A 23,214-nucleotide genomic window follows, 5' to 3' on the forward strand; every position below is an offset into this window, starting at 1 on the left:
CTACGCCGTCTCGTTCTTCATCGACAACGTCCACGGCCAAGCTCGCCTCCTAGGCTGGCAGTTGCTCCTACGATCGGCCGATGCGCGCACACCACATCGACCGCCCGGCAGATCTCGACATGGTCCGTGAGTCCTATGACCAAGTGGCTGACAACTACGCCCACATGGTGGTCACCACGGGGGTCGGGGACATCCGTCGCCATCCATGGCTCAAAGCATCAATCGACGCCTTCGCCGACACGGTGAGCGGGCTCGGACCTGTCCTCGACGTCGGCTGCGGACCCGGAACGGTGACCGCCTACCTCGCCGAACGCGGACTCGACGTGTCCGGAGTCGACCTCTCACCCCGCATGATCGAAAACGCGCGCCGGCTTCATCCGCAATGCCGCTTCAGCGTCGGCTCTGCCACCGACCTCGACCTTGGAGAAGCGTCCCTTGGCGGCGTGCTCGGGTGGTGGTCGCTGTTCAATCTGCCCCGCGACGTCCTTCCTCAGGTTCTTGCCCTGTTCGCGCGCGCCCTGAAGCCGGGCGGCCACTTCATCACCGCGACACACGTCGGCGACGAAGACGCGGTGCGCACCGAGGCGTACGGAGGAGTGCCCGTTCGTTGGACCACGCACAAATGGCGACCTGAACAGCTCGTGAATCTGATCGAGCAGGCTGGACTGCGCCCCGTCGCCGAACTCCGGCTCCCCGCAGCTGAACAGAGCGGGCCGGGTCTGGTCATCATGGCGGAGCGCCCCGCCTGAACACGAGAACCCGCTGGAGAGTTGAATACGCGAGTCCACCAGGATCATGCCCGGCAGGTGACCCGCCAGGCCGCCTCGATCATCTGGAAGATCTCATCCACCGCCGCCTCGGGATCGACTGCCTCGCGGGCCACCGAATAGGCGTCGATCACGAACCTCGCGATCGCCCGGCTGGCTGTTGTGCCCTGTGACAGGTCGGGGGCGGCGGCGATGGCTGCTGCCAGCGACTCCGCGTGGCGCAGTCTCATCGACTCCTCGTACTCCCGCAAGGCAGGGGATCCGTCGATCATGCGCCAGATCGGGGCGGCGCTGTCCGCGGTGCAATGTCGCACGAGGGTCTGGGTCTCGCGGCGCAGTGCAGGGATGAGTGGTTCGTCCGGCGCCCGGCTCGTGACCGCCTGCGTGAGGCGTTGCTCGAAGTCTTCGTCCTGCTCGAACACCAGGGCCTCTTTCGAGGCGAAGTGGGAGAAGAGCGTGGTGACGGCCACATCGGCCTCGGTGGCCACATCTCGGATGCCCACCGCGTCGTACCCGCGTTCCAGGAAGAGCCGCAGGGCGGTGTCGGCGATCTTCTGGCGGGTCGCGGCCTTCTTGCGCTCACGGCGGCCGAGCGGCTCTGTCATTCCTGGATGCTATCAGTTACGAAGCTGTAGCTGTTGTTAAACGCTAACCGTTAGGGTTATGTTCAACGGCATGAAGAGAGTGAGCTTCGCCGAGTTCGGCGGTCCGGATGTCCTGCAACTCGTAGCCGCCGAGGAACCCCACGCGGGCCCCGGCCAGATACGCATCGCCGTGCGTGCGGCGGGCGTGAACCCCGTCGACTGGCGGGTCCGTGAAGGTCAGAAACTGACGGCCCATCCGCTCGAGCTGCCCGCCGGGGTGGGCCTTGACGCCGCCGGAGTCGTGGACGAGGTCGGCACGGGCGTCGAAGGGGTCGAGGTCGGCGACGCTGTGTTCGGCGAAGGGACCAGTACCTATGCCGAGTTCGCCGTGCTGGCGGCCTGGGCGCGTATGCCTGAAGGGCTGACGTTCGAAGAGGCTGCCGGGTATCCCTCCGTGGTGGAGACCGCGTTGCGCGTCATCCGCGAGGTCGGTGTGCGGCCGGGGCAGACGCTGCTGGTCAGCGGTGCGTCCGGGGGAGTCGGATCGGCGGTGCTGCAGATCGCCCGCGACCGCGGCATCACGGTGATCGGCACGGCAGGGTCCGCGAACCAGGAGTACCTGCGCAGCCTGGGTGCCGTCGCCACGACGTACGGAGAGGGCTGGGTCGAGCGGGTGCGGCAGCTCGGCGGTGCCGACGCGGCTCTCGACCTGGCCGGCTCGGGCGTGATCCGCGAACTCGTCCAACTGACCGGGGATCCGCAGAAGGTGATCTCCATCGCCGATCTAGGCGCGCCGGAGTTGGGTGTCCGTTTCTCCGGGGTGGCCGGGAGCGTGCCGGAAGCGCTCGCCGAGGCCGCCGCCCTCATCTCGCGGGGGAAGCTCCACATCCCGGTCGAGAAGTCGTACACGCTCGCCGAGGCCGCGGCGGCGCACATCGACAGCCAAGCCGGTCACACGCGCGGGCGCCGGGTCATCGTCGTCTGAGTTGGTTCCCGCGCAGTCGCCCGGCCGATGAGCCGACCGCCAGTCGCCCGGCTCATCGTCCGGGCGACTGGCGGTCGCGGCTCGGACGTACGTCCCTGTCAGCGGAACTCATCGCCATGGTCAGCGGCCCACCGCGCGAAGGTACGCGCCGGGTGCCCGCACAGCTGTCGCACGGTGTCGGTGACCAGACGGGACACCGGTCGATGGGTCGAGGCCGCGACCAATGCATGTACGAGTGCCGCGGGGCGGCCGTCGGCCAGCATGTGTGATCCCGCGAGGTCGGCCGGCACCGGCTGGAAGGACAGATCGCGGCCGAGCGCGACTCCCAGTCGGGTCACCAGATCGGCACGGCTGAGCACATGAGGCCCGGTGAGCAGATGCAGATTGGGTTCGTGGTTGTCGTTGTGGTTGTGGTTGCGGTCGTGGGTCCCGTCGTCAGTTGCGCTGAGAACGGCGGCCGCCGCTTCGGCGACATCGCGTTCGTCGACCACGGCGGTCGGGGCCATGTCGGGGCCGGTGACGACGTCACCGGCGAGGAGTTGTGCCGCCCAGCCGCGGACGTTGGACGCCAGCGTGTCGCTTCGAAGGATCACAGGTCGCAGGTCCGCGCTATGGAGCAGGGCTTCCATATCGGCGTGGACCTGCACGATCGGGTCGGACTGTTCGGTCAGGGAGTCGTTGATGGCGGTGGAGGAGAGATAGACGACACGCGGTCCGGTGCGCGTCAGTTCGTCGATCAGAGGCGTGGCGCGGGATGTGTCGAGGAAGGGCCAGATGAGGAAGACGGTGTCGACGCCGTGAAGTGCTTCGCGCATCACCGCGGGGTCGGTGAAGTCGCCGACGACCGGCTCCACGCCGGGACGCGCTTCGAGGGGACGGCGGCTCAGGGACCGGATCGGGACACCACGGGCATGGAGGCGCTCGATCAGTTCACGACCGAGGTTGCCGGAGGAACCGGTGACAAGGGTCAGCTGTGAAGTCAGCGCGTCAGTTGTTGGATCAAGATCAGGCATGCTTGGGAAGCTAGACCTTGACGTCGACATGAAGGCAAGGCGCGGACCCATGGTGAGTACGATCGGTCAGGTGGCCGCTGAGCTGGGAATCGAAGCCCACGTACTGCGTCACTGGGAGCAGGTCGGAGTGCTCGCGCCGGCCCGCGACAGCAATGGATACCGGCTCTACGACGCCGCCGCTGTGGAGGGTGCGCGCACCATCCAGAAGCTGCGTCGCGTCGGGCTCTCACTCGCCGAGGTGGCCGCTGCCATGGCGCCGACGAAGGACGCGGCACAGGCGGTCGTGAAAGCGAAGATCGCTGCGCTGGAAGACGAGATGGCGACGACCCGACAAGCCATCACCTTCTTGCAGCACACAGTCGAATGCCGCCACCGGTACCTCGACGACTGCCCCGAGTGCGCCCAGTTCGCACGAACCTCTTAGCCGAACCGCAAGCCAAACCGCTTACCAAACCCAGCCATCCAGCCATCCAGCCTCAGAGCGCGGCGGAGGTGTCGCCGCTCGCCTGGTCCAAGATCGTCAAGCCGAGCGAAAGCTCGTCCTGGGACGGTCCCTGCGCGGCCAACACCTGAAGGATCGATACGGCACCGCCGATCGTCAGGCGACTTCCCGCAGCGCGGCGACTCCCGGTCCGTCCAGCTCGTCCAGCGCTTCCCGCCGCCCGGAGACGGCCAGCAGCAGGGAGAGCGCGGTTCCGCGCACGTGGGGGCCGGCTCCGATCGTCAAGTCAGCATCTGCCGGGGTCAGTTGGATGCCGGACACCTTCTCCTTGGCTCCGCCGAAGGACGCCGATGTACGAGCCTGTAGGCGGAGCGCCCTGACAACAGCTTCTGGCAGATAGGAGTGGGTGATTCCCAAGGGGCGGCGGATGTCCTCACCGTGGACGACCTCCTCGACGAGCCGCGTGTCGAGGGGCGCCGGAGGCGTCGACGTCCGTGAAGCCACCTGACGCAGCCGCTCCAATGTCTCCCGCGGTGAGGCACCGCGCTCGCGCTCCACACCGCGTGAGTTCTGACGGTCGAAGTCGAAACGCGCCCGGACCATGGCGCTCACGAATCCGAGGCGGGTGGTGCGAGCCGTATCGACCAGATGGGCGACCACATCTTGCACGGTCCATCCCTCACACAGTGACGCGTGATCCCACTGCTTGTCGTCGAGGTGCGTGAGATCCTCGATCAGCGCGGCACGCTCCGCATGGACCAGCGACCAGACATCATTTTTCACGGCGATTCCTTTGCTCAACCCCAGTGTCTGTCAGGGCAGACTCGCGCGCCGCGGGAAACTCACCGCCCGTGCACTCTCCGGGCCGCCTTCCGACGGCCCGGAGAGTGCGGGTTCATGCGGGTTCAGTCGACGGGCTGGATCCAGACGTTGCGGAAGCGGACCTTGTTGCCGTGGTCCTGTAGCCGGACCGCGCCCGCCGCCGCGGATTCGGGATCGCCTGCCCCGGTGGGGCCATCGACCGCCACGTCGTCGTGGACCTTCTTGCCGTTCCACACCACGCTGATCCTGGCGTCCGCGGTCTTCTTCCCGTCCGCGTCGAAGCGGGCGGCGCGGAAGACGATGTCGTACGTCTGCCACGTCTCCGGCGCGGTCGAGGCATTCAGATCCGCGGCCTTCTTGGTGTAGATGGAGCCGGCTTCGTTCGCGGCGAGCTTCTCCACTCCGTACGAGTCCAGTATCTGGACCTCGTACCGCTCCTGGAGGTAGATCCCACTGTTGCCGCGATCCTGCCCGGTGACGTCGTCCGGCAGCTTCGGCACGCGGAATTCGGCATGCAGCTTGAAGTCTCCGAAGGCCTGCTTGGTGCGGATGTCCCCGCAGCACACCTCGATCGACTTCTCGGCCGTGTGCGGCCATTGGACGCTTCGGCCGTCGGTGTGCTGCCAGGCGGTGGAGGTGCTGCCGCCGGAGAACAGGTCGATGCGGCTGCCCGGTCGGCGTACCTCGATCATGTCGAGATTGACGTGCCCGGTGTCCTCGGGCCGGTAGGCGTAGGTGATGGTGTTGCGGCCTTTGCGCAGGGCGAGTTGCTCGGTCTTGGTCGACCAGCGCTTCCACGTCTCGGTCGAGGGCAGGCGGGTCTGCCGCGCGGACCCGCCGTTCACACTGACGCCGAGGGCTTTGGTGCCCGCGGAGGGATGGGGGCCGTTGGAGTACCGCAGGCCCACGGCGTACGTCCCTTTGGCGGGGGCCTGGACGTCGAAGGTGGCGGTGGCGCCCGGCTCACTGAAGCTGTCGACGAAGCCGCCGCCGGTGTAGCCGGTGTGCTCGGTGTCGATGCCCGCGCCACCTGAAAGACGCGCCGACTCGGCGTCGTACGACGTGACCGGCTCGTCGTGGCCGGGGCGCGCGTTGAGCGTGTACCAGGCCTCGGTGGACCACAGTTGCTCGTCGTCGGCCGAGGAGAACGGGCGCGGCGAGCGCACGTGCACCACCCGGTCGCTCTTGAGCCCGGGGATGGTCAGGCGGACGGTACGGCGGTCGTCGGAGACACCGGCCTCGGTGACGGGCAGGGTTTCCTCGTCGACCTTGGGGCCGCCGTAGGCGGGGGTGGGGGCGTAGCGCCACTGCTCGACGGAGTAGGCGCCGCTGCCGCTGGTCAGCTTCTCGACGGTCTTGTCCGACAGCGGCTTGGTGTAGGTGAGTTTGAAGCCGTCGCCGGTGGCGCGCATGGTCTTGATGTCGAAGGCGGTCTTGCCGTTCGGGGTGAGCTTCTGGAGGCCGAAGCGGAGCTTGCCCTCCTGGCCCCAGTTGCCGTCCGCACCGAGTCCGCCGGTGTAGATGGCCCCGTCGGGGCCGGTGGAGATGCGGGTGATGCCGGACTCCAGGCCCTGGGTGTGCCGGAACACCGCGCCCTGGAACTCGCCGTCGACCTTCTCCAGGTCGGCGCGCTGCAGGCCGCCGTAGGTGACGTCGCCGAACAGCAACTGCCCGGCGAAGGTCCCCTTCTTGACCGTCATCGGGGTGCTGGGGGAGTTGGCTATCTCGTTCTGCGGCAGCCACAGCACTGGCTTGGTGACGCTGTTGTCGTCGAAGGGCCCTTCGGAGTTGGTGTAGTGGTTGAAGAAGCGGTCCTGCTTGACGTGCACCAGTTTGGATGCGGGCAGCCAGCCGCCCTGGTTGTCGGTGACGAACAGCTCATTGTCCGGGCCCCGGCCGATGCCATTGGGGGTACGCAGCCCACCGGCCAGGTAACTGACCTTCCCACTCGCCCTGTTCACCTTGATGGTGGTGCCGCGGTTGGCGGCGGGCTGCGGATCGGTCGTCGCGCCGCCGTAGTTGATGGCGACGGACAGGTTCAGATAGAAGTCGCCCTTCTCGTAGAGCAGCCCGAACGCGAACTCGTGGAAGTTCCCGCCGTACGGCCACTCGGCGATCTTCCGCGTCTCGCTCGCGTCGTTGTCGCCGTCGATGTCGGCGAGTTCGGTCAGCTGGTGCTTCTGAGAGACATACAGCTTCCCGTCCACGTACTTGATGCCCATCGGCTCCTTGAGCCCGTCGGCGATCTTCTTGTACGTGACTTTGTCAGGGCCGGTGTCGCCGGTGACGTTGTCCAGGACGTACACCTGGCCCTTGGTCTCCTGGCTGCCGCCCCAGGTGGTCACCGCGAGTCTGCCGTCGGGCAGCCAGTCCATCGCGGAGACTTGCGGTTCAAATCCCTTGGGGCGCAGGTCGGTCAAGTCGTAGCCGGGGTTGACCGAGGTCAGCGGGAGGCCGTCGCCGGGAGTGTCGTAGCTGCCCTCGCACTCCTTGCGGCCCGGCGCGGTGACCCGCACGACGTCGGCGTCCGTGCTGAGCACGGAGTTGGGTACGAGGGTGAAGGTATCGGTGCCGGGCGGCTTCCACTGCAGGGTGACCTGCTGGTCATTGCTGCGGTCGAAGTGGTCGATGCGCAAGGGGTGATGGCCCGGGTCGAGCGTGATCTCCCCGTCCTTGGGCTCGGCCCCGTGGAGTCCATCGTGGTCGATGACCAACTTGTCGCCGATGAACAGGCGGGAGCCGTCGTCACTGATCAGACGGAAGGTGTACGCGCCGTTGTCGGGGACGTTGATGTTGCCGATGATCTGCGACACGAAATTGTCGCTGAACCCGAAGCCCTCGGTCGAGGACCAGTCGACGGTGGGGATCAGCTTGTCGACGTTGGGGGTCTGGGCGGGCTTGAGATCGCAGAGCTTGCTGAGCGGGGACTGGATGTCGAACACCCGCAGTGTGACGCCGGGTTCCTGTGGCGGCAGGTCGGCGAAGGGCTTCTCGTCGGCTCCGGCGGCGGGCGCGGTGAGCGCGCCCGCAAGCAGCAGCCCGAGGAGGATGCCGGTGCCTCTGCGCGGTCTCAGGCGTGTGCGTCGGCGGATGCTGGATGGGCGCTTGGGGTGCTCGTGTGGCGTCACTCTGTCTCCTGCTGGGCGCTGCGAGGCGGCCCCGGGCCGCATCGGCCCGCGTCCGCGGAGTGGAGTTCGTGCACATAGCGGTGGTGCGGGCCGCGGCATCGGCCGCGCCTTGCGCAGACTTCCGTACGAGAGCGACGCCCAGCGTACGAAGGCTGCCTCGCAGCGTCCATACTTTGTCCACAACAAGGAGAAAGAGATGAGGAGTTGACGTGGCGGAGCCTGCCGTCCCAGAGGAGATCGACAGCGGGGCCGATGGCCTTGAGAAGCCCTAACCGGCGTGGACTTCGGTGTTCTGGCAGGCGTGCAACAGCCAGGTTCCGTCATCCTGTCTGGTCATGATGTAGAGCGGGGCGCCCTCTGTGTCACCGTCCGCGGAGTGGTAGACCTGCCGGACCTTGACGGCCGCCACGTCGGGCCGCAGGAACTGCGTGTGAATTGCCTCGTACGTGACATCGCCGTCCCAACTGGCATTGGGCAGCACGGCGCGGGTGAATTCGGCGATCGCCTCGAACCCGATCAGGACCTTGCCGTGGCCGGTCGTCCAGAGGGCGTCGGGGTGGAAGAGCGCGAGGAATCCCTCAACGTCCTTGTCGCGCTGGGCGCGTTCGACGGTGGCCACGATCTGTTCGATGGCCTTGATGTCTGCGGTTTCGGTGACTGCGGTTTCGATGTCTGTGGTTTCGGTGTTCATACGGGACACGTTGTGACCTCAAGCGAGGTTGAGGTCAAGGTCATTGTTGAGATGGCCCGGACAGGTCATGTCCGCGTACGCCCCATGAGGGCCGCGGCATCCGCGGCGATGTCCGTCACGATGCGGCCTGCCGGGGCGACATCATGCACGAGCCCTGCGCTCTGGCCCGCGTAGAGGGCCAGCGCCTCCAGGTCGCCCGACATGCCGGGGACCGGGACCATGTCGTCGTAACGCGACCAGGCGTGGCCGTCGGCGCTCCGGGCCACCACGGTGCCTTCGCCGGGGCGGTTCGGCACGGCTGGACGGCCGGCATCCTCCCAGGTGCGGAGTGTGGAGTTGCGCAGCGCGCGATGCGGGGCGTCGGGCCAGCCGCCGTCGAAGCACCGCGTGTGCACCGCATCCTGCGGCGCCGCCTGGATCACGGCCTGACGGTAGACCTCGTGGGTGGCAGCCTCGGACGCCGTCAGGAATCGGGTTCCCAGCCATCCGGCCTGGGCTCCGAGAGCGAGTGCGGCCGCGAGCCCACGCCCGTCGGCGATGCCACCGGCCGCGATGACGGGCACCGGGTGCACGGCGTCCACGACTGCGGGCACGAGTGCCATCGTGGTGACCTCCCCGCGGACGTGGCCGCCTGCTTCACACCCTTGGGCCACGATCACGTCGACGCCCGCGGCGACGGCGCGTTCGGCCTCGGTGACGGAACCGACCGTGTGGACGTGCAGAGCATCGGCTGAGCGGGTGCGCTCGGCGACGGCCGAGGGATCACCCCAGAACGTCGAGATGACCGGCACGTTCTCCGCCAGACAGGCGTCGAGGAGCTCGTCGACCGGGAAGTCGAGCACAAGGTTCGCGGCGAAGGGCCTCGGTGTCATCCGCCGAACCCGCCGGATCCGGCGCACTGCCTCCTCGGCGGTGACCCAGGTCAGGGCAAGGGTGCCGAGTCCTCCCGCGTCGGCCACCGCGGCCACCATCTCTGTCGTGGCCGCGGACCCGATGGGCGCCTGCACCACGGGTACCTCGATGCCCAGTTGCCGGCACAGAGGCGTGGTCAACGTCGTCATGCTGTGCTCCTCATGCTGTCTCCTCGTGTGAGACGATTCGGTTTCCGAATCGGATCGGCCTGCGATGCTAATGTTTCGGAATCCGAAACGCCATGGGCGTGGGGCCGCAGGAGTCAGGAACGCAGGAGGAGCGCGATGGGCACACCGACACCAGGACGGCCGGTGCGTGGCTCGACCACCGGACGCCCGCTCATGGCCGCGCTCGATCTGTTCGGCCGGCGATGGAGCCTGCGCGTGGTGTGGGAACTGCGCGAAGGCGCCCTGGGGTTCCGTGCCCTGCGCCGACGCTGCGACGACATGTCCTCCAGCGTTCTGCGCCAACGCCTCGTCGAACTGATGGAGGCACATCTGGTGCACCAGACCTCCGACGACCACTACGCCCTCACCGCGCTCGGGCGGCAAGCCCACGCAGCACTCAGCCCTCTCGTCGACTGGTCCGCCGCCTGGGCCGCCGAACTGGCCGAGCACTCCTCGGACGACGACACCGCTACGGCTACCACTGATGCCCCGGACGTCCCCTGAGGCTCGTGGCCCAAGGAGAGAATTGCCTTTTGTGCGGGGTCCGTCGGCGGCTAGTGTCCCGGTGCAGCGAGTGACTTACGAGGAGCTAAGACATGCCCGGTCGTCCGAGCGCGCGTTGACGTCGTAGGCCGTGATCGGCCTGTCATCGCGTGCTGCCATTGTCGCGTGGCACAGCGAGCCTTCCCCGCCGAACCGTAGGTGCGCCTTGCGCGCGCCAGCGCCGGTGGCGGGGCATCGTTCCCGGTATCCCAAGGGGTCCTTGTGCCGTCCGCTTCCCGTGCTTCTTCTGTTCCCTCTATTCCCTCTGTTCCTTCGAGCCTGTGGCGGGACCGTGACTTCCGCAGACTCTGGGTGGGGCAGACGGCCTCCCAGCTCGGTGAACACGCAAGTCTGGTGGTATTGCCGCTCTTCGCAGTCCTGACGCTGAACGCTGGTGCCGGGCAGCTGGGTGTCCTGCGTGCGGTGGGGCAGGCGCCGATCCTGTTGCTCTCGCTCTTCGTCGGTGCGTGGGTGGACGGGTGGCGGACCCGCACGGTGATGATGCTGACAGACGCGGGCCGGACGCTCACACTGGGCGCCGCGGCCGTAGCCGCCCTGTTGGGTTGGCTGGGTCTGCCCGTGCTGTTCGCGGTCGCCTTCGCCGTCGGGGCCCTGTCGGTGTTCTTCGACGTTGCCTACCAGGCCTCTCTCGTACGGCTGGTGAAGCGCGATCAGCTGGTGCGGGGCAACAGCGCGCTCGAGGGAAGCCGGTCCGCGGCGCAGATCGGCGGTCCCGCCCTTGGTGGTGCGTTGGTGTCCCTGCTGTCGGCGCCGGTCGCTGCCGCCTCCAGCATGCTGTTCTTCGCGCTGTCGTTCCTGTCGATCCGAGGGATCCGCCGGACCGAATCGATCCCGGGGCGCACGCGACTCTCGGGGCGCAGGGGGCGTCCCCCATGGGTAGGGCGGCGGATCCATGAGGGCCTGCGTTTCGTCCTCAGTGATACCTCCCTGCGTACGGTGTGCCTTGCCTCGGCCGCCTTCCAGTTCGCCTTCGCGGCCATGATGACCGTCTACCTGCTCTTCCTGCCGCGGGAACTGCACCTGTCGGGCACCGCTGTCGGCCTTGTCCTCGCGGCGGTGGGGCCGGGCGCGCTCCTGGGCTCGGTGTTGGCGGCCCGTCTGCCCGGCCGGTTCGGCCATGGCACGGTGCTCGTGTGTGCGGCGGTCCTGGGCGACGGTGTGTTTCTGGTTCCGCCCGCGCTGCACGGCTCTTATCCGCTCACGTTTCCCGTGCTCCTCGCGGTCGGCTTCGTCTTCGGGACGGGCAGTCAGCTGGTGACGGTCACGGTCATGGCCGTCCGTCAGGCCCTCACCCCGGACGGGATGCAGGGCCGCGCGGCAGCGACGATCACGTTCGCCGGCATGGGTCTGACCCCGCTCGGCTCGCTGTTCGGCGGGCTCCTCGCGCAGGAGTGGGGGCTGCGGACCAGCCTCCTGGTGACGGCCGCCGGCATGATGCTCTCCCCGGCGGTGATGGCTCTGTCGCCACTCGCCCGCCTGGAACGGAGCCTTGGGGCCTCGCAGTGACAGCCTGGGTATGGAATCGGACGAACGCCGCGCCATCAAGGCCTCGCTCACGACGTAGTACGCGGCCGGCGCGCCGCCCGGCGGAACGGTCAGGCGGCTTGGCAGTGCTCCGCGGGGCCCACCGGGGCCGCGGCGCGGGTCACGGTCGGGTATGTGGGACGAGTGGAGCGGCCCGTGGCCGCGGCCTGTGCGTGGTGCCGCGCGAAGACGACGAGGCGCAGCACTGCGAACCGTGCGACACCGGCGAGTGCGGAGGCGGACAGGTAGACGACCTGCTCGAGCACCGCACCGGGCGCTGCCACCAACTGCTGCAAGACCAGCATCGCCACGCAGGTCACCGCGTACGCGGCCGCGGCGGACCCGGCCGATTGCGCGTGCTGGCGCCAGGTCGCGCGCCCGCCCGCGCCGAAGGTGAAGCGGGCGTGCAGCTCGGTGGCGATGACCGTGGAGAGCACGGTGATCAAAGCGTTGGCCAGGACCCAGGGAATCCGGGAGGCGAGGGCCGCTACGGCGAAGCTGGAGGCGAGCCCCACCCCGCCGCCGCAGAGCACGAAGCGGGCGAAGGCGGTGAAGGCGCCGGGCGCCGCGTGCTCCTGACTCCGTGCTGTCTCCATGATCCGACCCCCCTGTGATGACTCAGTTGGTGAAACGCGCACCCCTTGGCCTGCCAGGCCAAGGGGTGCGACCGGTGAGCGTGCGATCCGGCCGAGTAGCCCCGGCCCTCAGCAATCAAGCGGCGTCGAGCGCTTCGGTGATCTTGCGGCTCATCTCCGTCATGGTGGGGCTGGGCTGACCCCGACGGCTCCGGGCGGCTGCTTCGATGGCGACGATGACGGTGCCGCGGAAGTTGTCGGCCTCGGCCGGCTCCTGCTTCTTGAGCAGGCTCACGGCGGCAGTCAGGGCGGGCAGCACGTGGTCGGCGAGTTCGGCCACGGACTTGCCGTTCAGCTGTACGCCCCTGCTCTTCTCGGCGAGCACGTGCCCGACCGGGCCGGTCGCCGAGGCCAGCGCGATGCTGCCGTGGGTGGCGGCCTTGTGGGGCGAGCCTGCGGCATCAGCGGCGGCCAGCAGCGAGACGGCGCCGTACGCGGCGGTCCGCAGGGTGTGCTTGTCCTGGTCGGCAAGGGTGATGGACATGGTTGGTAGCTCCTTTTGATCGCGCCGTTTCCGTGGTGTCATCATGACACATGAATGGCACCACTGTGAAGCCGTTATGGCGCCTCAAGTGGCACCATGGGAGTCAGAGGCCTTCGGTAGCGAGGCTTTGCAGCATCTGCTGCTGGTGGCGGTGGCCGATCGTTTCGTAGCCGATCACGGTCACGAAGGGGGCGAGCATGACGACGAGGAGACAGACCGCGATCGCGACGCCGGCGGCGGCCAGGAGGACGGCCGCGAGCAGTACGGCGAGGGTGAGGGAGATCAGGAGCAGATGGAATCGGTCCGCCGCGGAAAGCAGCAGGGTGTGCAGCAGATAGACCATCAGCAGGTAGAGGCCGACTGGGAGTGCCAGCGACAGGACTACGGCGGCGTCGCCGAGTTCGGAGTGGTGTTCCAGTTGTAGTCCGGCCACGTGCAGTCCTGCGCCTGCGCCTGCGATGCCGATGAACAGGGGGATGTGCCCGTAGCCGAAGAGGTAGCCGCGGCTGCGACGGTGTACGAGGACGTCCCCGAACGGCGTGGCGAAGTAGACCCACCACATGCCGAAGGTCAGTCCGACGCCGGCGATGACGACGGCGATCGCGTTGCCGCTCCAGTGCGTGCCGTCCGCGCCGCCGAGGAGGCCGCCGGAGGAGGCGACGGTGCCGACGACGCCCTCGCCGAGCACGATGATGGCGAACAGGCCGTAGCGCTCGGCGACGTGGTGGGGGTGCCAGGGCGTATCGCCCGCGCCCCCCTGGGTGAGCAGCGGCAGTGCCAGTTCCAGCGCTCCGAGGACGGCGAAGGCGGTGAACACCGCGGCCAGCGGCAGGTGAGTGAAGGCGACCACGATCCAGGCGAGTTGGACGATCACGGTCCAGCGGATGTTGGCCATGCCGACGTCGTGGAAGGTGGGGGAGTCATGGGCGGCGCGCCACCACTGGAGCACCATGGCGACGCGCATCACGACGTAACCCATCACCATGACGCGCAGTTCGAGGTGCCCGCCCTCCTCAACGGAGTGGAACATCGCGGGCAGGCCGAGGGAGAACACGACGACGCCGATCATCTGCACCATCGTCAGGGCGCGATAGAGCCAGTCGTCGGTGCCGAACGCGGAGGCGAACCAGCTGAAGCTGATCCAGGCGACGCTGATCGCGAACATCGCAAGCACGAACGCGGTGGTTGCCTGCGCGGCGTGCCCTTCGGCGACCATCTCGGCGAAGCGGGATGAGGCGGTGCCGACGGCGACCACGAAGGTGAGGTCGAACAGGAGCTCAAGAGGTGTGGAGACCCGTCCTTGTTCGCCCGGGTCACGGCCGGTCATCGGGATCAGCCGGCGTGGCGGAGCGGCCTTGCCGTCGTGGCCGGTGTTGCTGGGGTCGGCGTTGCTGTGGTGTTGGGGATCATCCATGCGCAGCATCATTTCTGACGTCGTCCGCTTACCGGCCCGCGCCGCACGGCGCGAGCCGGTACGAGTCGGCGCGGCGGCCGGGGGAGCGTCAGAGCATGATGAGGAGACGCGTACTCGGCTTGAGTTTCCTGTTCACCGAACGACTCTGTACATAGACTTCCAGCTGGGGATTGTTGCCCGCCTTCACCGAGACGGTCCCCTGGACACCCGAGCCGAACAGCAGGCTCCGCGCCGCATCGCCCGTGTAGGCGCGGTCGGTGTCCTTCTCGACCACGATGACTTCCTTGTCCGGCTGGACCTGAACCCGGGCTCCCAACTGGTAGTAACACGCGCCACGTTCGTACTTCACGCCCGGATGTGAATCGACGAAGGGGCGGATCTCGATCTCCTTGTCGACCTTCAGGAGCCGGTACCTGTCGGCCGGAACCGGTTCGAGATTCGCCCGCACCTCGTCGACCGATATGTCCTGACCGACGGCGAACAGGTTCTTCGTGCCGCGTACGCCCTGCTCGCGGGCCCGGAGGAAGCTGGTGGCGGCGGCGCGCACGGTACCTATGGCCTCCTCGACGCCCTCCTGGGAATCCGCATCCCAGATGGCGATGTTCCCGGCCGGGAAGCCGTAGTTCTGGGCGGTTCGCTTGGCCAGGGAGTTCGGCACGAGGATGGCGGAAGTCCAATGGCCCGGAAGCCCGCCCATCTTCGCCGCGATCTTGTCGAGCCAAGGGCCGAGAATGGTCATGTCGCCGTTGTGCCGCTTGTCGCCGCCGGAGGCGTTCTCCTCGCCGTCCGTCACCACGATCTGGAGGAAGCTGTGCTCGCCGTACTCCTCCCATATGTGTCCCAGGTCGTCCAGGGACTTCAGTGAGGCCTCAATGAGGGCCGTGGCGCCGTTGTTGACCTGGTAGAGACCCTGCATGGACGGCAGATGCTTCACGTCCATGTCCCACACCAGGTTCTCCACCCTGTGGTCGAAGGAGTACAGGCTGATCCTGGTCTCGTGGCCGAGACTGTCCGACTCCGACTTCAACCCCGCCACGAACTCGTCCACAACGCGGACGAGTTGACTCTGGTGTGGACGCATGGAACCCGAACAGTCCACTACCAGCGCGACGTGATTCACCTTGTGCTGGATCCTGTTGGCGGACATGTCTCTGCTCCTTCTCCGAGGCTTCCCGAGTGATTTCACTCTATGGGGAGGCACTGACAACGGCCTTTGACGCGGCATCTGGCACAGCGTCACCTGCCGTTGGGTCAGGTCAGTCCTCGTCCGAACGGGACAGAGCTTCAGTGATCATGCGGATGGCGAAGTCGGGGTCGTCGGTGATGCGGTTGATGTGCTCCGCGAGCAGGAAGGCGGTGGCCTCCAGGGGATTCAGCTCCTCCTCGGTCCAGTCTCCGTACTGTCTGCGCCACAGGTTGGGGCTCAGGCCGGTGCCCGCGGCGATGACCAGGCCGGCCATGGTGGGGATGGCCTCGGGGCGGACGCTCTTGGGCATCATGCGCATGGTGGCCACGAGGTTGGGCACCACGTACTCGATGACGTCCTTGTCGTGGTCCTCGTGGGCCTCCCGCAGCCACGTCATGAACATGTAGATGAGTGTGCACGCGCCGTCCAGCACGTCATCTAGTCCCTCTCGGCCCAGAGATGCGGCGAACTGCTGCGTCAGGGCCTGCTGTTCGGGGTCGGCCTCGGTCCTGCCGTCGTGGATGCTTTTGAGCTGAGAGTCGATCATCATCAGCGCTGTGCCCACATCGCCGACGGGTGCGTGCTCGGGGTCGTAGGGCGATGACACAGGATTCCTCCTCAGATGGCCGCGATGAGCAGCGCGGCGTGTCCATACGGTAGACGGCCGGTGAGGCGGGGTCTGACGAACAGTGGCGAAGACGAAGGCCTCTGCTTCCCTCCCCGGTCGCTACGGATACTGCCGGGAAAGTGGCATACCGCCATTGAGCAGATCGGCGCCCAACTGCGTGAGGGTGTGCCGGACGTGCTGGCGCTCTCGCACGCTGACCACCAGGCCGGCGTTGCGCAGCACCGTCGCATGTTCACTGGCCGAAGACAGGGAGACGCCGGCGTGCTCCGCCAGCTCGGAGGTGGTGCGGGGGCCTTGGAGTGTCTCCAGCACCGCGGCCCGGGTGTGCCCCAGCAGCGGCGCCAGCCTGGAGTGCGGCGTGCTCGCCTGCTCCGGGGCAGGTGGGGAGGCGGGATAGACCAGAATGGGCAGCAACTGTTCGTCCAGGAGGGCGACCGGCGTACGGCGGCAGAAGTACGAAGGGACGAGAAGCAGCCCGCGCCCGTCCAGGTGGATGTCCCTGTCGACGGGGTACTCGGCGGAGAGCACAGAGGACTGCCAGCTCAGCGTGGGCCCGAAGGTGTGCAGCATCGCCTCGGTCCCGGCGCGGTACTGAACTCCGATGCGGTGCCGGCGGTCGGCCTCGACGCGGGCGGCGATGCGCGGCCAACGGGGCCCCAGGACGTCGGTGTGGTACCGGCGCAGGGCCCGGCCCAGCCAGTGCAGCGTGTCCACTTCGCCGTCGGCGAGGCGTCGGGTCCAGGCGGGCAGCGGGTTGTGCTGCGCAAGCAGGGAAAGTTCGTCGTGCAGTCGGCATTTCGGGGTGGAGAGCACGGCATCAATCCCGCTCTCAAGCCCTCCAGACGCTGCCGCGGGAGTGAGGAAATCCGGAAAGTAGCCGCGGGTCGGCATCAGCGGGGTCAGCGTGCGCATCATCTGCCGCCGGTCCGGACATGTCTGTTCAGCGCGACCGGCCTGGGTGTTCCTCCGCCCTTCGCGGAGTTGGTGCATGCTCAGGACGATCTCCCACAGAGGGTCCGGCTCATCGGCGACCCTGGTCCGTGACAGATCTCCCCCACTGAAATGCATACGCAGCACGGTTTCCCCCGATGGTCCGCTACGGCGTTGTCTTGCCCGCGCAGGAGCTCTGCGTTCGGTTCCGGCGGGCCTGGTCAGGGCTCGGCGGTGTCTCGTGCGCGGGCGGTCACTCTTACGCTAGAAGTCGCCGCGCCCTGGGGCCAATGTGCACAGTGCTCAATTCCGGGCCCTGGTTGTGCACGTTGCTCAGCCGGCTCGGGCCGCGGCGATGCGCAGGGCGTGGACGACGTCGTGGGTGCCGGTGCTGGTGGTGAGCAGGTCGAGGCCCAGGGCCGCCTCGGCGGTACGCAGGTGAGCGCGGACCGTGTTGCGGCTGATGTGCATACGGTGAGCGGTTTGCTGGGCATCGGCGTTGGCGTCGATCCACGCCTGGAGCGTGTGGCGATGGCGGGCCTGCAGAGGGCGCAGGATCGTCTGGGCCCAGGCGGCGGCGGCCTCGGTGCTCAGCAAGTCGTCAAGGACGGGCGGCAGTTGAGGTTCGGGATCGAGGCTCGGGCCGGAACCCGTGAGCGTGAGTGCCAAGTGGACTTCGGCGCGGGAGCGGACGTCGGCGAGGTCCTGCCCGAGAGCCTGTTGTGCTCGCCTGAGATGCGCGGTGACGGTGTTGCGGCTGAGGCCAAGGAGACGGGCCACGCCGGAGCGGGGCATGGTTATGGCCAGGCGGGTGATGTCGGCGCTGGTCCTGGGGGCCGTGTCCAGCGGCCGCAGAAACGCGCGGGCCCAGGCCAGGGCGGGCTGGGGGAGAAGGATGCCCGTCAGAGCCGTCTGCCCCTGATGGAAGGCCACACGGCTGGCAGAGGTGCGGGCGGAGGCCAACGCGTGAGTGGCCTGGGTGTAGGCCTCGGCTGTCGCGTGCAGTGGCTGCACGTCGCTGACGCCCAGTGAATAGCGCGGGTTGTCGTGGACAAGACGGCGCAGCACCTCACCCAGACCGCGCGCCGGGCCGCTGCCGCCGCTGAGGTCCCTGCCGCCGTCGTCCGCGGCGATGAGGCAGATCAAGTGCTCCTTGAACACGGGGCAGTGCACCATCAGGGCAGAGCCCTGGTAGCCGGACGAGTCCTGGTGGCGCTGGGCGATCCGATCGCGGTCGGCCGAGGGGCAGCGCAGCAGATGGATGCGCAGCCGATCGGCGTCGAGCAGCGGGGGCACGGACCCGGTCGTCATCCGGCGGGCCAGCATCGGCCCCCCTGCCAACAGCCCGTGCAGCACGGCGAATCGCAGCTGCTGTGCCTTGTCGTCGTAGCTGCGCCGAGTCCGGGCACCGGCCTCGGCGTGGCGCAGCAAGGCCAGCACGCTGCCCGTGTGCGAGGTCAGCGCAACGGTCTGCGAGGTCGGCTCCGACCGGGAGACCACCACCAGTACCGGGCGAGGGCTGTGTGGCCCGAGGGCTTCACAGCGCACGTGCAGTGCCTCGGCCTGTGTCGCGGCCGCGGCCAGATGCCCACCGGACAGGCGCGCGAGCAGCTCGGCGAGCGGAACCAGCACCTTTCGGGGGAAGCCTGGCGTGGACGACTCGACTGTGTCCGCATCCTCCGCGATCACCGCCGCGTCGACGCCCGTCTGCTGGTGCAGCCAATCGAGTATCTTGCCGACGCCCGGCCCGGTCTCGCACGATGCCTGACGTCTCACCTCACGCAGCAGTCCGGCCAGTTGGGCTTCCCGCCCGTGCTCCTCGTGGTCCTCCACGGCCCCGTCTCTCTGCCGGCATCTTGTTCTTCTCCGCGCGGTGCTCAACGACCCAGCCGCCCAAGGGCTGCGAGCCCTCCCCAGGAGACGTTCACAGCTTCTCATCGGCTGGTGAGCCCCGGGAGCGTGGAAACCGGCCCGGATGTGGGAACAGAGGGCCCAAGTCGGTCTAGTGCGTAGGCACCAGGGCACATGAGCCGGTGGTCCGGGCGCACCAGGAGAAGACGGCGGCGGGGGACGATGCCCGGCGGGGCGCCGGAGGGAAGTGTGGGTGGCGCGCGAATCTCGCGCATTCCCCTTTCCTAGCGGTGTCTGGAGTGATCAACAAGTGGCGACATTTCTCTACCGGATCGGACGGTGGGCCTTCCGGCGGCGCCGGCTCGTGACTGGTCTGTGGCTGGCTGCCCTGGTGCTGGCAGGGGTCGCCGCCGCCGTGGCTCCTGCCGGGGAGGAAGAGGACCTCTCCATGCCCGGCACCGAGTCGCAGAAGGCCTTCGACCTGCTGGACGAGCGCTTCCCCCAGAGCAACTCCCAGGGTGCCGAGGCCCGTTTGGTGTTCCAGGCCCCCGACGGGCAACGTGTGACGGCCACGGAGAACAAGGCAGCCGTCGAGGACACGCTCGGCTCGCTGGACGGCGGTGATGACGGGGGCGATCAGGTCGCGTCGGCCACCGACCCCTATGAGACCGGCGCTGTCAGCGAGGACGGCACCATCGCCTACTCCACGATCACCTACACCGCGGACGCCGTCGACCTGACCGAGCAGACGAAGAGCGCCCTCGAGGACGCCGCGGGCCAGGCCCGGGACACGGGGCTGACCGTGGAGATCGGCGGCTCGGCCCTGGAATCGGAAGAATCGCCGGGCGGTACGACGGAGATCATCGGCGTGGTGGTGGCGGCAGTGGTGCTCGTCCTCACCCTCGGGTCGCTGGTCGCGGCCGGACTGTCGCTGCTGACCGCCTTCTTGGGCGTGGCCATCGCCTTCGGCCTGGTCTCCGCGCTGGCCGTTCCGCTGGGCCTGACGTCCACCGTCGCCATCCTGGCGCTGATGCTGGGCCTCGCGGTCGGCATCGACTACGCACTCTTCATCACCTCCCGCTTCCGCGACGAGCGCGCCCAGGGCAGCGAGCCGGAGGAGGCCGCGGGCCGGGCGGTGGGCACGGCCGGATCCGCCGTCGTCTTCGCAGGCGCGACCGTCTTCATCGCCCTGGTCGGTCTCGGGGTCGTCGGAATCCCCGAACTCACCAAGATGGGCATGGGCGGCGCGGGCGCCGTGGCCCTTGCCGTACTCGTCGCACTGACCCTGGTCCCCGCGCTGTTCGGCTTCTTCGGCCGGCGTGTACTGTCCCGCGCCGCCCGCAAGGCAACCCGGGCGGGAAAGAGCGGGCGCTCGCACCCGGTGTCCACGGCGGGCGGCCGGCCGGGGCTCTGCACCCGCTGGGCGCGGTTCGTGCTGCGCCGGCCGCGGGCCGTGCTGATGATCGCCGTACTCGGCCTCGGCACCGTCGCCCTCCCTGCGCTGAGCCTCGAACTCGGGCTGCCCGGAGACGAGTCCAAGCCGGTGGAGACCACCCAGCGCCGGGCCTACGACCTGCTGTCAGAAGGCTTCGGCCCCGGCTTCAACGGCCCGTTGACCGTGGTCGTGGACACGTCGGGGTCCTCGGGGTCCTCGGGGTCCGCGGACACCCGGGACACAACGGACCTGGTCGCCAAGACCGTACGGGGAGTGGACGGGGTCGCGTCGGTCGGCGATCCGGTTCTCAGCCGGACCAAGGACACGGCCGTCCTCACCGCCGTACCGCGGACCGCTCCGAACAGCGGCGAGACCAAGGACCTGGTGCACACGATCCGGGACACGCTCTCCGGCGTCGAGGCCGACACGGGCGCCGGCATCGCGGTGACCGGCACCACCGCGCTGAACATCGACATCTCCGAAGCCATGTCCGACGCCCTCATCCCCTATCTGACCGTGGTCATCGGCCTGGCGTTGCTCCTGCTGATGGTGGTCTTCCGCTCGCTCCTGGTCCCGGTCAAGGCCGCGCTCGGCTTCCTGCTGTCGGTGGGTGCCGCCTTCGGTGTCCTCGTCGCCGTCTTCCAATGGGGCTGGGCTGCCGACCTGGTCGGCATCGAGCAGACCGGACCGGTCATGTCGCTGATGCCGATCCTCATCATCGGCATAGTGTTCGGCCTCGCCATGGACTACGAGGTCTTCCTCCTCACAAGGATGCGAGAGGCGTACGTCCATGGCGCGTCCCCCGGCGAGGCGATCGTCAACGGTTTCCGGCACAGCGGACGCGTGGTGGCCGCGGCGGCGATCATCATGATCAGCGTGTTCGCCGGTTTCATCGGGATGAGCAGCCCGACCATCCAGACGATGGGCGTCGGCCTGGCCTCCGCCGTCGCCTTCGACGCTTTCGTGGTCCGGATGGCGATCGCACCCGCGGTCCTGGCACTGCTCGGCCACCGGGCCTGGTGGCTGCCCCGTACCCTGAACCGTGTGCTGCCGAATGTGGATATCGAGGGTGAGGCACTGAGCAGGCATGTCCCGGCCTCCGCGACCGGGTCGGACGCGGTGGTGCCGCGGATCCCCGTCGGCCGGCACCGGCCATGACGACCACGGGCGGCGGTGGCCCGCGACCACGCATCATGTGGTGGCGGGAGGCAGCGATCATCGCGACGGCATTCGCGCTCTGTCTGCTCGGCGGCGTGATGCAGGTCGACGACACGCTGTCAGCGCCGCCCGCGACGGCCTACTTCATCGCCGTGGTGTCCTGTGCCGTGCTGCCGGTGCGGCACAGGGCGCCCATGGCGGCCATGGCGGCCACGACCGTGGCCGGCCTGCTCGCACCGCCCTTGGGCCTCCTGCTGACCCCGCTCATCGTGGCCCCCGCCGTGATCACCGCCTACTCGCTCGCCGTGCGCACCGAACGGCGCGCGGCGAGCGTGGTGTTGCTCATCTCCGCGGCGCTGCTTGTCGCCTCCACCCCCTTCTTCGGGGCCCTCTCATGGAAGGACGCGAGCAGGATGGCGGCGGTGGCGGCGTTCCCGCTGGTGGCCGGCGTGCTCGGCAACTCGGCGCAGAACCGACGGGCCTACCTCGCGGCCGTGGAGGAGCGCGCCCGGCGGGCCGAGAAGAACAGGGACAGCGAGGCGCGCCGGAGAGTGGCCGAGGAACGGGTGCGCATCGCCCGGGAACTGCACGACCTCGTGGCCCATCAGATCACCCTGGCCAACGCACAGGCCACGGTCGCCGCCCACCTCTTCGACGCCCGCCCGGAGCAGACCCGCAAGAGCCTGAAGGAGCTCGTCGAGACCACCGGCCACGCGCTCGACGAACTGCGGGCCACGGTCGGTCTGTTGCGTCAGTCCGGGGACGCGGCCGGGCCCGCCGAACCGGCGCCCGGTCTTTCCCGTCTTCCCACGCTCCTCGAGTCCTTCCGCAGCGCGGGCCTGGAGGTGTCCGTGCACCAGGAGGGCACGGCCAGGCCGCTGCCGCCGGGCGTGGACCTCACCGCCTACCGCGTAGTCCAGGAGGCACTGACCAACGTGACCAAGCACGCCGGTACGGGTAGCGCCCGGGTGCGCCTCGCCTGGGACGGCGACCGCGTGACCATCACTGTCGCCGACGACGGAGGGGGACCGAATCCGTCCACGGTGCGGGACCGTCCACCCGGTTACGGTCTGATCGGGATGCGTGAACGTGCCACCGCGGTCGGGGGACACCTCTCCGCGGGCAGGCGCCCGGAGGGCGGCTTCCTCGTCTCGGCCGAGTTGCCCCTCCGCCCCGCCAAGAAGGACACGACGCGGAAACCTGACGGAGAGGCAGGGGACGCGCCATGACGCTCCTCCGGGTGCTGCTCGCCGACGATCAGGCGCTGCTGCGTGATGCCTTCCGCATACTTCTCGAGACCGCCGACGACATCACCGTGGTCGGCGAGGCCTCCGACGGCAGGGAGGCGGTGAGACTCACCCGGGAGCTGCGTCCGGACGTGGTGATCATGGACATCCGTATGCCCGATGTGGACGGCCTCACCGCCACGTCGGAGATCTGCGCGGACCCGGAACTGCGTGCCAGCCGTATCCTGATCCTCACCACGTACGAGACCGACGAGTACGTCGCTCAGGCGCTGCGCGCCGGGGCCGGCGGCTTCATCGGCAAGGGCATCGGGGCCGAGGACCTGCTCAACGCCGTGCGTACGATCGCGGACGGCGACACTCTTCTGTCGCCCGCCGCTACCCGCTCCCTGGTCGCCCGTTTCCTGGCCGCACCGGACGACGCCCCGCCGCACGCCCCCGAACAACTCGCCGTGCTCACCCCGCGCGAACGCGAGATGGTGGCTCTGGTCGCGACCGGCCTGTCCAACCAGGAGATCGCCGAGAAGATGTTCCTCAGCCCCTTCACCGTCCGCGCCCACGTGCAGCGTGCCATGACGAAGTTGGAGGCCCGAGACCGGGCGCAACTCGTCGTCATCGCCTACCGGACGGGCCTGGCCCACGCCTGATCG

General features: G+C 68.5%; 21 protein-coding genes. 8 read left to right on the plus strand and 13 right to left on the minus strand.

Features of this window, described 5'->3' with window-relative positions; translation table 11 throughout:
• Positions 1-80 precede the first annotated feature (80 nt).
• A complete protein-coding gene (locus ACGFSB_RS28685; RefSeq protein ID WP_393405152.1) occupies positions 81-749 on the plus strand; it encodes a methyltransferase domain-containing protein in 669 nt (222 codons plus the stop codon).
• Positions 750-793: 44 nt separating this feature from the next.
• Here ACGFSB_RS28685 and ACGFSB_RS28690 read toward each other — a convergent pair whose 3' ends face one another.
• Complete coding sequence (locus ACGFSB_RS28690) at positions 794-1,372, minus strand: TetR/AcrR family transcriptional regulator (protein ID WP_393405154.1); 579 nt, start codon at positions 1,370-1,372, stop codon at positions 794-796.
• Positions 1,373-1,442: 70 nt separating this feature from the next.
• On the opposite strand from ACGFSB_RS28690, the gene ACGFSB_RS28695 reads away from it, so the two are divergent.
• A complete protein-coding gene (locus ACGFSB_RS28695; protein ID WP_393405156.1) occupies positions 1,443-2,336 on the plus strand; it encodes an NADP-dependent oxidoreductase in 894 nt (297 codons plus the stop codon).
• A gap of 98 nt (positions 2,337-2,434) precedes the next feature.
• On the opposite strand, the gene ACGFSB_RS28700 is transcribed toward ACGFSB_RS28695, so the two are convergent.
• Entirely contained in the window at positions 2,435-3,349 is a 915-nt protein-coding gene (locus ACGFSB_RS28700) for an SDR family oxidoreductase (protein ID WP_393405158.1), read from the minus strand.
• Between the two features lie 70 nt (positions 3,350-3,419).
• Between ACGFSB_RS28700 and ACGFSB_RS28705 the strand changes: the two genes are divergently transcribed.
• Positions 3,420-3,773, plus strand: coding sequence for a MerR family transcriptional regulator (locus ACGFSB_RS28705; RefSeq protein ID WP_393405160.1), 354 nt, complete (start codon positions 3,420-3,422; stop codon positions 3,771-3,773).
• 174 nt (positions 3,774-3,947) lie between these two features.
• Here the strand turns inward: ACGFSB_RS28705 and ACGFSB_RS28710 are convergent, their stop codons facing one another.
• The 4 genes from ACGFSB_RS28710 to ACGFSB_RS28725 form a co-directional block, all read right to left on the minus strand.
• Positions 3,948-4,574, minus strand: a complete 627-nt coding sequence (locus ACGFSB_RS28710) for a maleylpyruvate isomerase family mycothiol-dependent enzyme (RefSeq protein ID WP_393405162.1) — start codon at positions 4,572-4,574, stop codon at positions 3,948-3,950.
• A 122-nt stretch (positions 4,575-4,696) separates the two neighbouring features.
• Positions 4,697-7,705, minus strand: a complete 3,009-nt coding sequence (locus ACGFSB_RS28715) for a family 16 glycoside hydrolase (protein WP_393405436.1) — start codon at positions 7,703-7,705, stop codon at positions 4,697-4,699.
• A 304-nt stretch (positions 7,706-8,009) separates the two neighbouring features.
• Positions 8,010-8,432 carry an SgcJ/EcaC family oxidoreductase gene (locus ACGFSB_RS28720; RefSeq protein ID WP_393405164.1) on the minus strand — a complete coding sequence of 141 codons (423 nt, stop codon included), beginning with the start codon at positions 8,430-8,432 and terminating at the stop codon, positions 8,010-8,012.
• A gap of 65 nt (positions 8,433-8,497) precedes the next feature.
• Complete coding sequence (locus ACGFSB_RS28725) at positions 8,498-9,493, minus strand: NAD(P)H-dependent flavin oxidoreductase (protein WP_393405167.1); 996 nt, start codon at positions 9,491-9,493, stop codon at positions 8,498-8,500.
• A 135-nt stretch (positions 9,494-9,628) separates the two neighbouring features.
• Between ACGFSB_RS28725 and ACGFSB_RS28730 the strand changes: the two genes are divergently transcribed.
• A complete protein-coding gene (locus ACGFSB_RS28730; RefSeq protein ID WP_393405170.1) occupies positions 9,629-10,015 on the plus strand; it encodes a winged helix-turn-helix transcriptional regulator in 387 nt (128 codons plus the stop codon).
• A 261-nt stretch (positions 10,016-10,276) separates the two neighbouring features.
• Positions 10,277-11,581 carry an MFS transporter gene (locus tag ACGFSB_RS28735; protein ID WP_393405174.1) on the plus strand — a complete coding sequence of 435 codons (1,305 nt, stop codon included), beginning with the start codon at positions 10,277-10,279 and terminating at the stop codon, positions 11,579-11,581.
• Positions 11,582-11,670: 89 nt separating this feature from the next.
• Here ACGFSB_RS28735 and ACGFSB_RS28740 read toward each other — a convergent pair whose 3' ends face one another.
• The 7 genes from ACGFSB_RS28740 to ACGFSB_RS28770 form a co-directional block, all read right to left on the minus strand.
• The gene (locus ACGFSB_RS28740) at positions 11,671-12,195 is read right to left on the minus strand and encodes a hypothetical protein (protein ID WP_393405176.1); all 525 of its coding nucleotides are present in this window, start codon (positions 12,193-12,195) and stop codon (positions 11,671-11,673) included.
• Positions 12,196-12,310: 115 nt separating this feature from the next.
• A complete protein-coding gene (locus tag ACGFSB_RS28745; protein WP_393405179.1) occupies positions 12,311-12,718 on the minus strand; it encodes a hypothetical protein in 408 nt (135 codons plus the stop codon).
• Between the two features lie 103 nt (positions 12,719-12,821).
• Positions 12,822-14,132: a low temperature requirement protein A gene (locus ACGFSB_RS28750; protein ID WP_393405182.1), complete on the minus strand. Its 1,311-nt coding sequence runs from the start codon at positions 14,130-14,132 to the stop codon at positions 12,822-12,824.
• 88 nt (positions 14,133-14,220) lie between these two features.
• On the minus strand, positions 14,221-15,279 hold the full coding sequence (locus ACGFSB_RS28755) for a VWA domain-containing protein (RefSeq protein ID WP_393405185.1): 1,059 nt from the start codon (positions 15,277-15,279) through the stop codon (positions 14,221-14,223).
• A gap of 109 nt (positions 15,280-15,388) precedes the next feature.
• Positions 15,389-15,925 carry a hypothetical protein gene (locus tag ACGFSB_RS28760; protein WP_393405187.1) on the minus strand — a complete coding sequence of 179 codons (537 nt, stop codon included), beginning with the start codon at positions 15,923-15,925 and terminating at the stop codon, positions 15,389-15,391.
• A 120-nt stretch (positions 15,926-16,045) separates the two neighbouring features.
• The gene (locus ACGFSB_RS28765; RefSeq protein ID WP_393405190.1) at positions 16,046-16,936 is read right to left on the minus strand and encodes an ArsR/SmtB family transcription factor; all 891 of its coding nucleotides are present in this window, start codon (positions 16,934-16,936) and stop codon (positions 16,046-16,048) included.
• Between the two features lie 273 nt (positions 16,937-17,209).
• A complete protein-coding gene (locus ACGFSB_RS28770) occupies positions 17,210-18,709 on the minus strand; it encodes a helix-turn-helix domain-containing protein (protein ID WP_393405192.1) in 1,500 nt (499 codons plus the stop codon).
• A gap of 328 nt (positions 18,710-19,037) precedes the next feature.
• On the opposite strand from ACGFSB_RS28770, the gene ACGFSB_RS28775 reads away from it, so the two are divergent.
• From ACGFSB_RS28775 to ACGFSB_RS28785, 3 genes are read left to right on the plus strand one after another with little or no spacing between them, the layout of a single operon-like run.
• Complete coding sequence (locus ACGFSB_RS28775) at positions 19,038-21,320, plus strand: MMPL family transporter (protein ID WP_393405194.1); 2,283 nt, start codon at positions 19,038-19,040, stop codon at positions 21,318-21,320.
• The gene (locus tag ACGFSB_RS28780) at positions 21,317-22,549 is read left to right on the plus strand and encodes a sensor histidine kinase (protein WP_393405197.1); all 1,233 of its coding nucleotides are present in this window, start codon (positions 21,317-21,319) and stop codon (positions 22,547-22,549) included. The genes ACGFSB_RS28775 and ACGFSB_RS28780 overlap by 4 nt, the downstream gene beginning before the upstream one ends.
• Complete coding sequence (locus tag ACGFSB_RS28785) at positions 22,546-23,211, plus strand: response regulator (protein WP_393405200.1); 666 nt, start codon at positions 22,546-22,548, stop codon at positions 23,209-23,211. Before ACGFSB_RS28780 ends, ACGFSB_RS28785 begins: the two co-directional genes overlap by 4 nt.
• Positions 23,212-23,214: the final 3 nt, after the last annotated feature.

This window comes from Streptomyces sp. NPDC048441 (assembly GCF_043200235.1).
In the GTDB taxonomy this organism is placed as follows: Bacteria; Actinomycetota; Actinomycetes; order Streptomycetales; family Streptomycetaceae; genus Streptomyces.

What these genes read in the sequence shown, in the direction of transcription:
- ACGFSB_RS28720 (WP_393405164.1), bottom strand. Translation starts at nt 8,432, where the DNA reads ATGAACACCGAAACCACAGACATCGAAACCGCAGTCACCGAAACCGCA.
- ACGFSB_RS28765 (WP_393405190.1), bottom strand. Translation starts at nt 16,936, where the DNA reads ATGCACCAACTCCGCGAAGGGCGGAGGAACACCCAGGCCGGTCGCGCT.
- ACGFSB_RS28755 (WP_393405185.1), bottom strand. Translation starts at nt 15,279, where the DNA reads ATGTCCGCCAACAGGATCCAGCACAAGGTGAATCACGTCGCGCTGGTA.
- ACGFSB_RS28725 (WP_393405167.1), bottom strand. Translation starts at nt 9,493, where the DNA reads ATGACGACGTTGACCACGCCTCTGTGCCGGCAACTGGGCATCGAGGTA.
- ACGFSB_RS28740 (WP_393405176.1), bottom strand. Translation starts at nt 12,195, where the DNA reads ATGGAGACAGCACGGAGTCAGGAGCACGCGGCGCCCGGCGCCTTCACC.
- ACGFSB_RS28695 (WP_393405156.1), top strand. Translation starts at nt 1,443, where the DNA reads ATGAAGAGAGTGAGCTTCGCCGAGTTCGGCGGTCCGGATGTCCTGCAA.
- ACGFSB_RS28785 (WP_393405200.1), top strand. Translation starts at nt 22,546, where the DNA reads ATGACGCTCCTCCGGGTGCTGCTCGCCGACGATCAGGCGCTGCTGCGT.
- ACGFSB_RS28685 (WP_393405152.1), top strand. Translation starts at nt 81, where the DNA reads ATGCGCGCACACCACATCGACCGCCCGGCAGATCTCGACATGGTCCGT.
- ACGFSB_RS28730 (WP_393405170.1), top strand. Translation starts at nt 9,629, where the DNA reads ATGGGCACACCGACACCAGGACGGCCGGTGCGTGGCTCGACCACCGGA.
- ACGFSB_RS28745 (WP_393405179.1), bottom strand. Translation starts at nt 12,718, where the DNA reads ATGTCCATCACCCTTGCCGACCAGGACAAGCACACCCTGCGGACCGCC.
- ACGFSB_RS28690 (WP_393405154.1), bottom strand. Translation starts at nt 1,372, where the DNA reads ATGACAGAGCCGCTCGGCCGCCGTGAGCGCAAGAAGGCCGCGACCCGC.
- ACGFSB_RS28750 (WP_393405182.1), bottom strand. Translation starts at nt 14,132, where the DNA reads ATGGATGATCCCCAACACCACAGCAACGCCGACCCCAGCAACACCGGC.
- ACGFSB_RS28700 (WP_393405158.1), bottom strand. Translation starts at nt 3,349, where the DNA reads ATGCCTGATCTTGATCCAACAACTGACGCGCTGACTTCACAGCTGACC.
- ACGFSB_RS28780 (WP_393405197.1), top strand. Translation starts at nt 21,317, where the DNA reads ATGACGACCACGGGCGGCGGTGGCCCGCGACCACGCATCATGTGGTGG.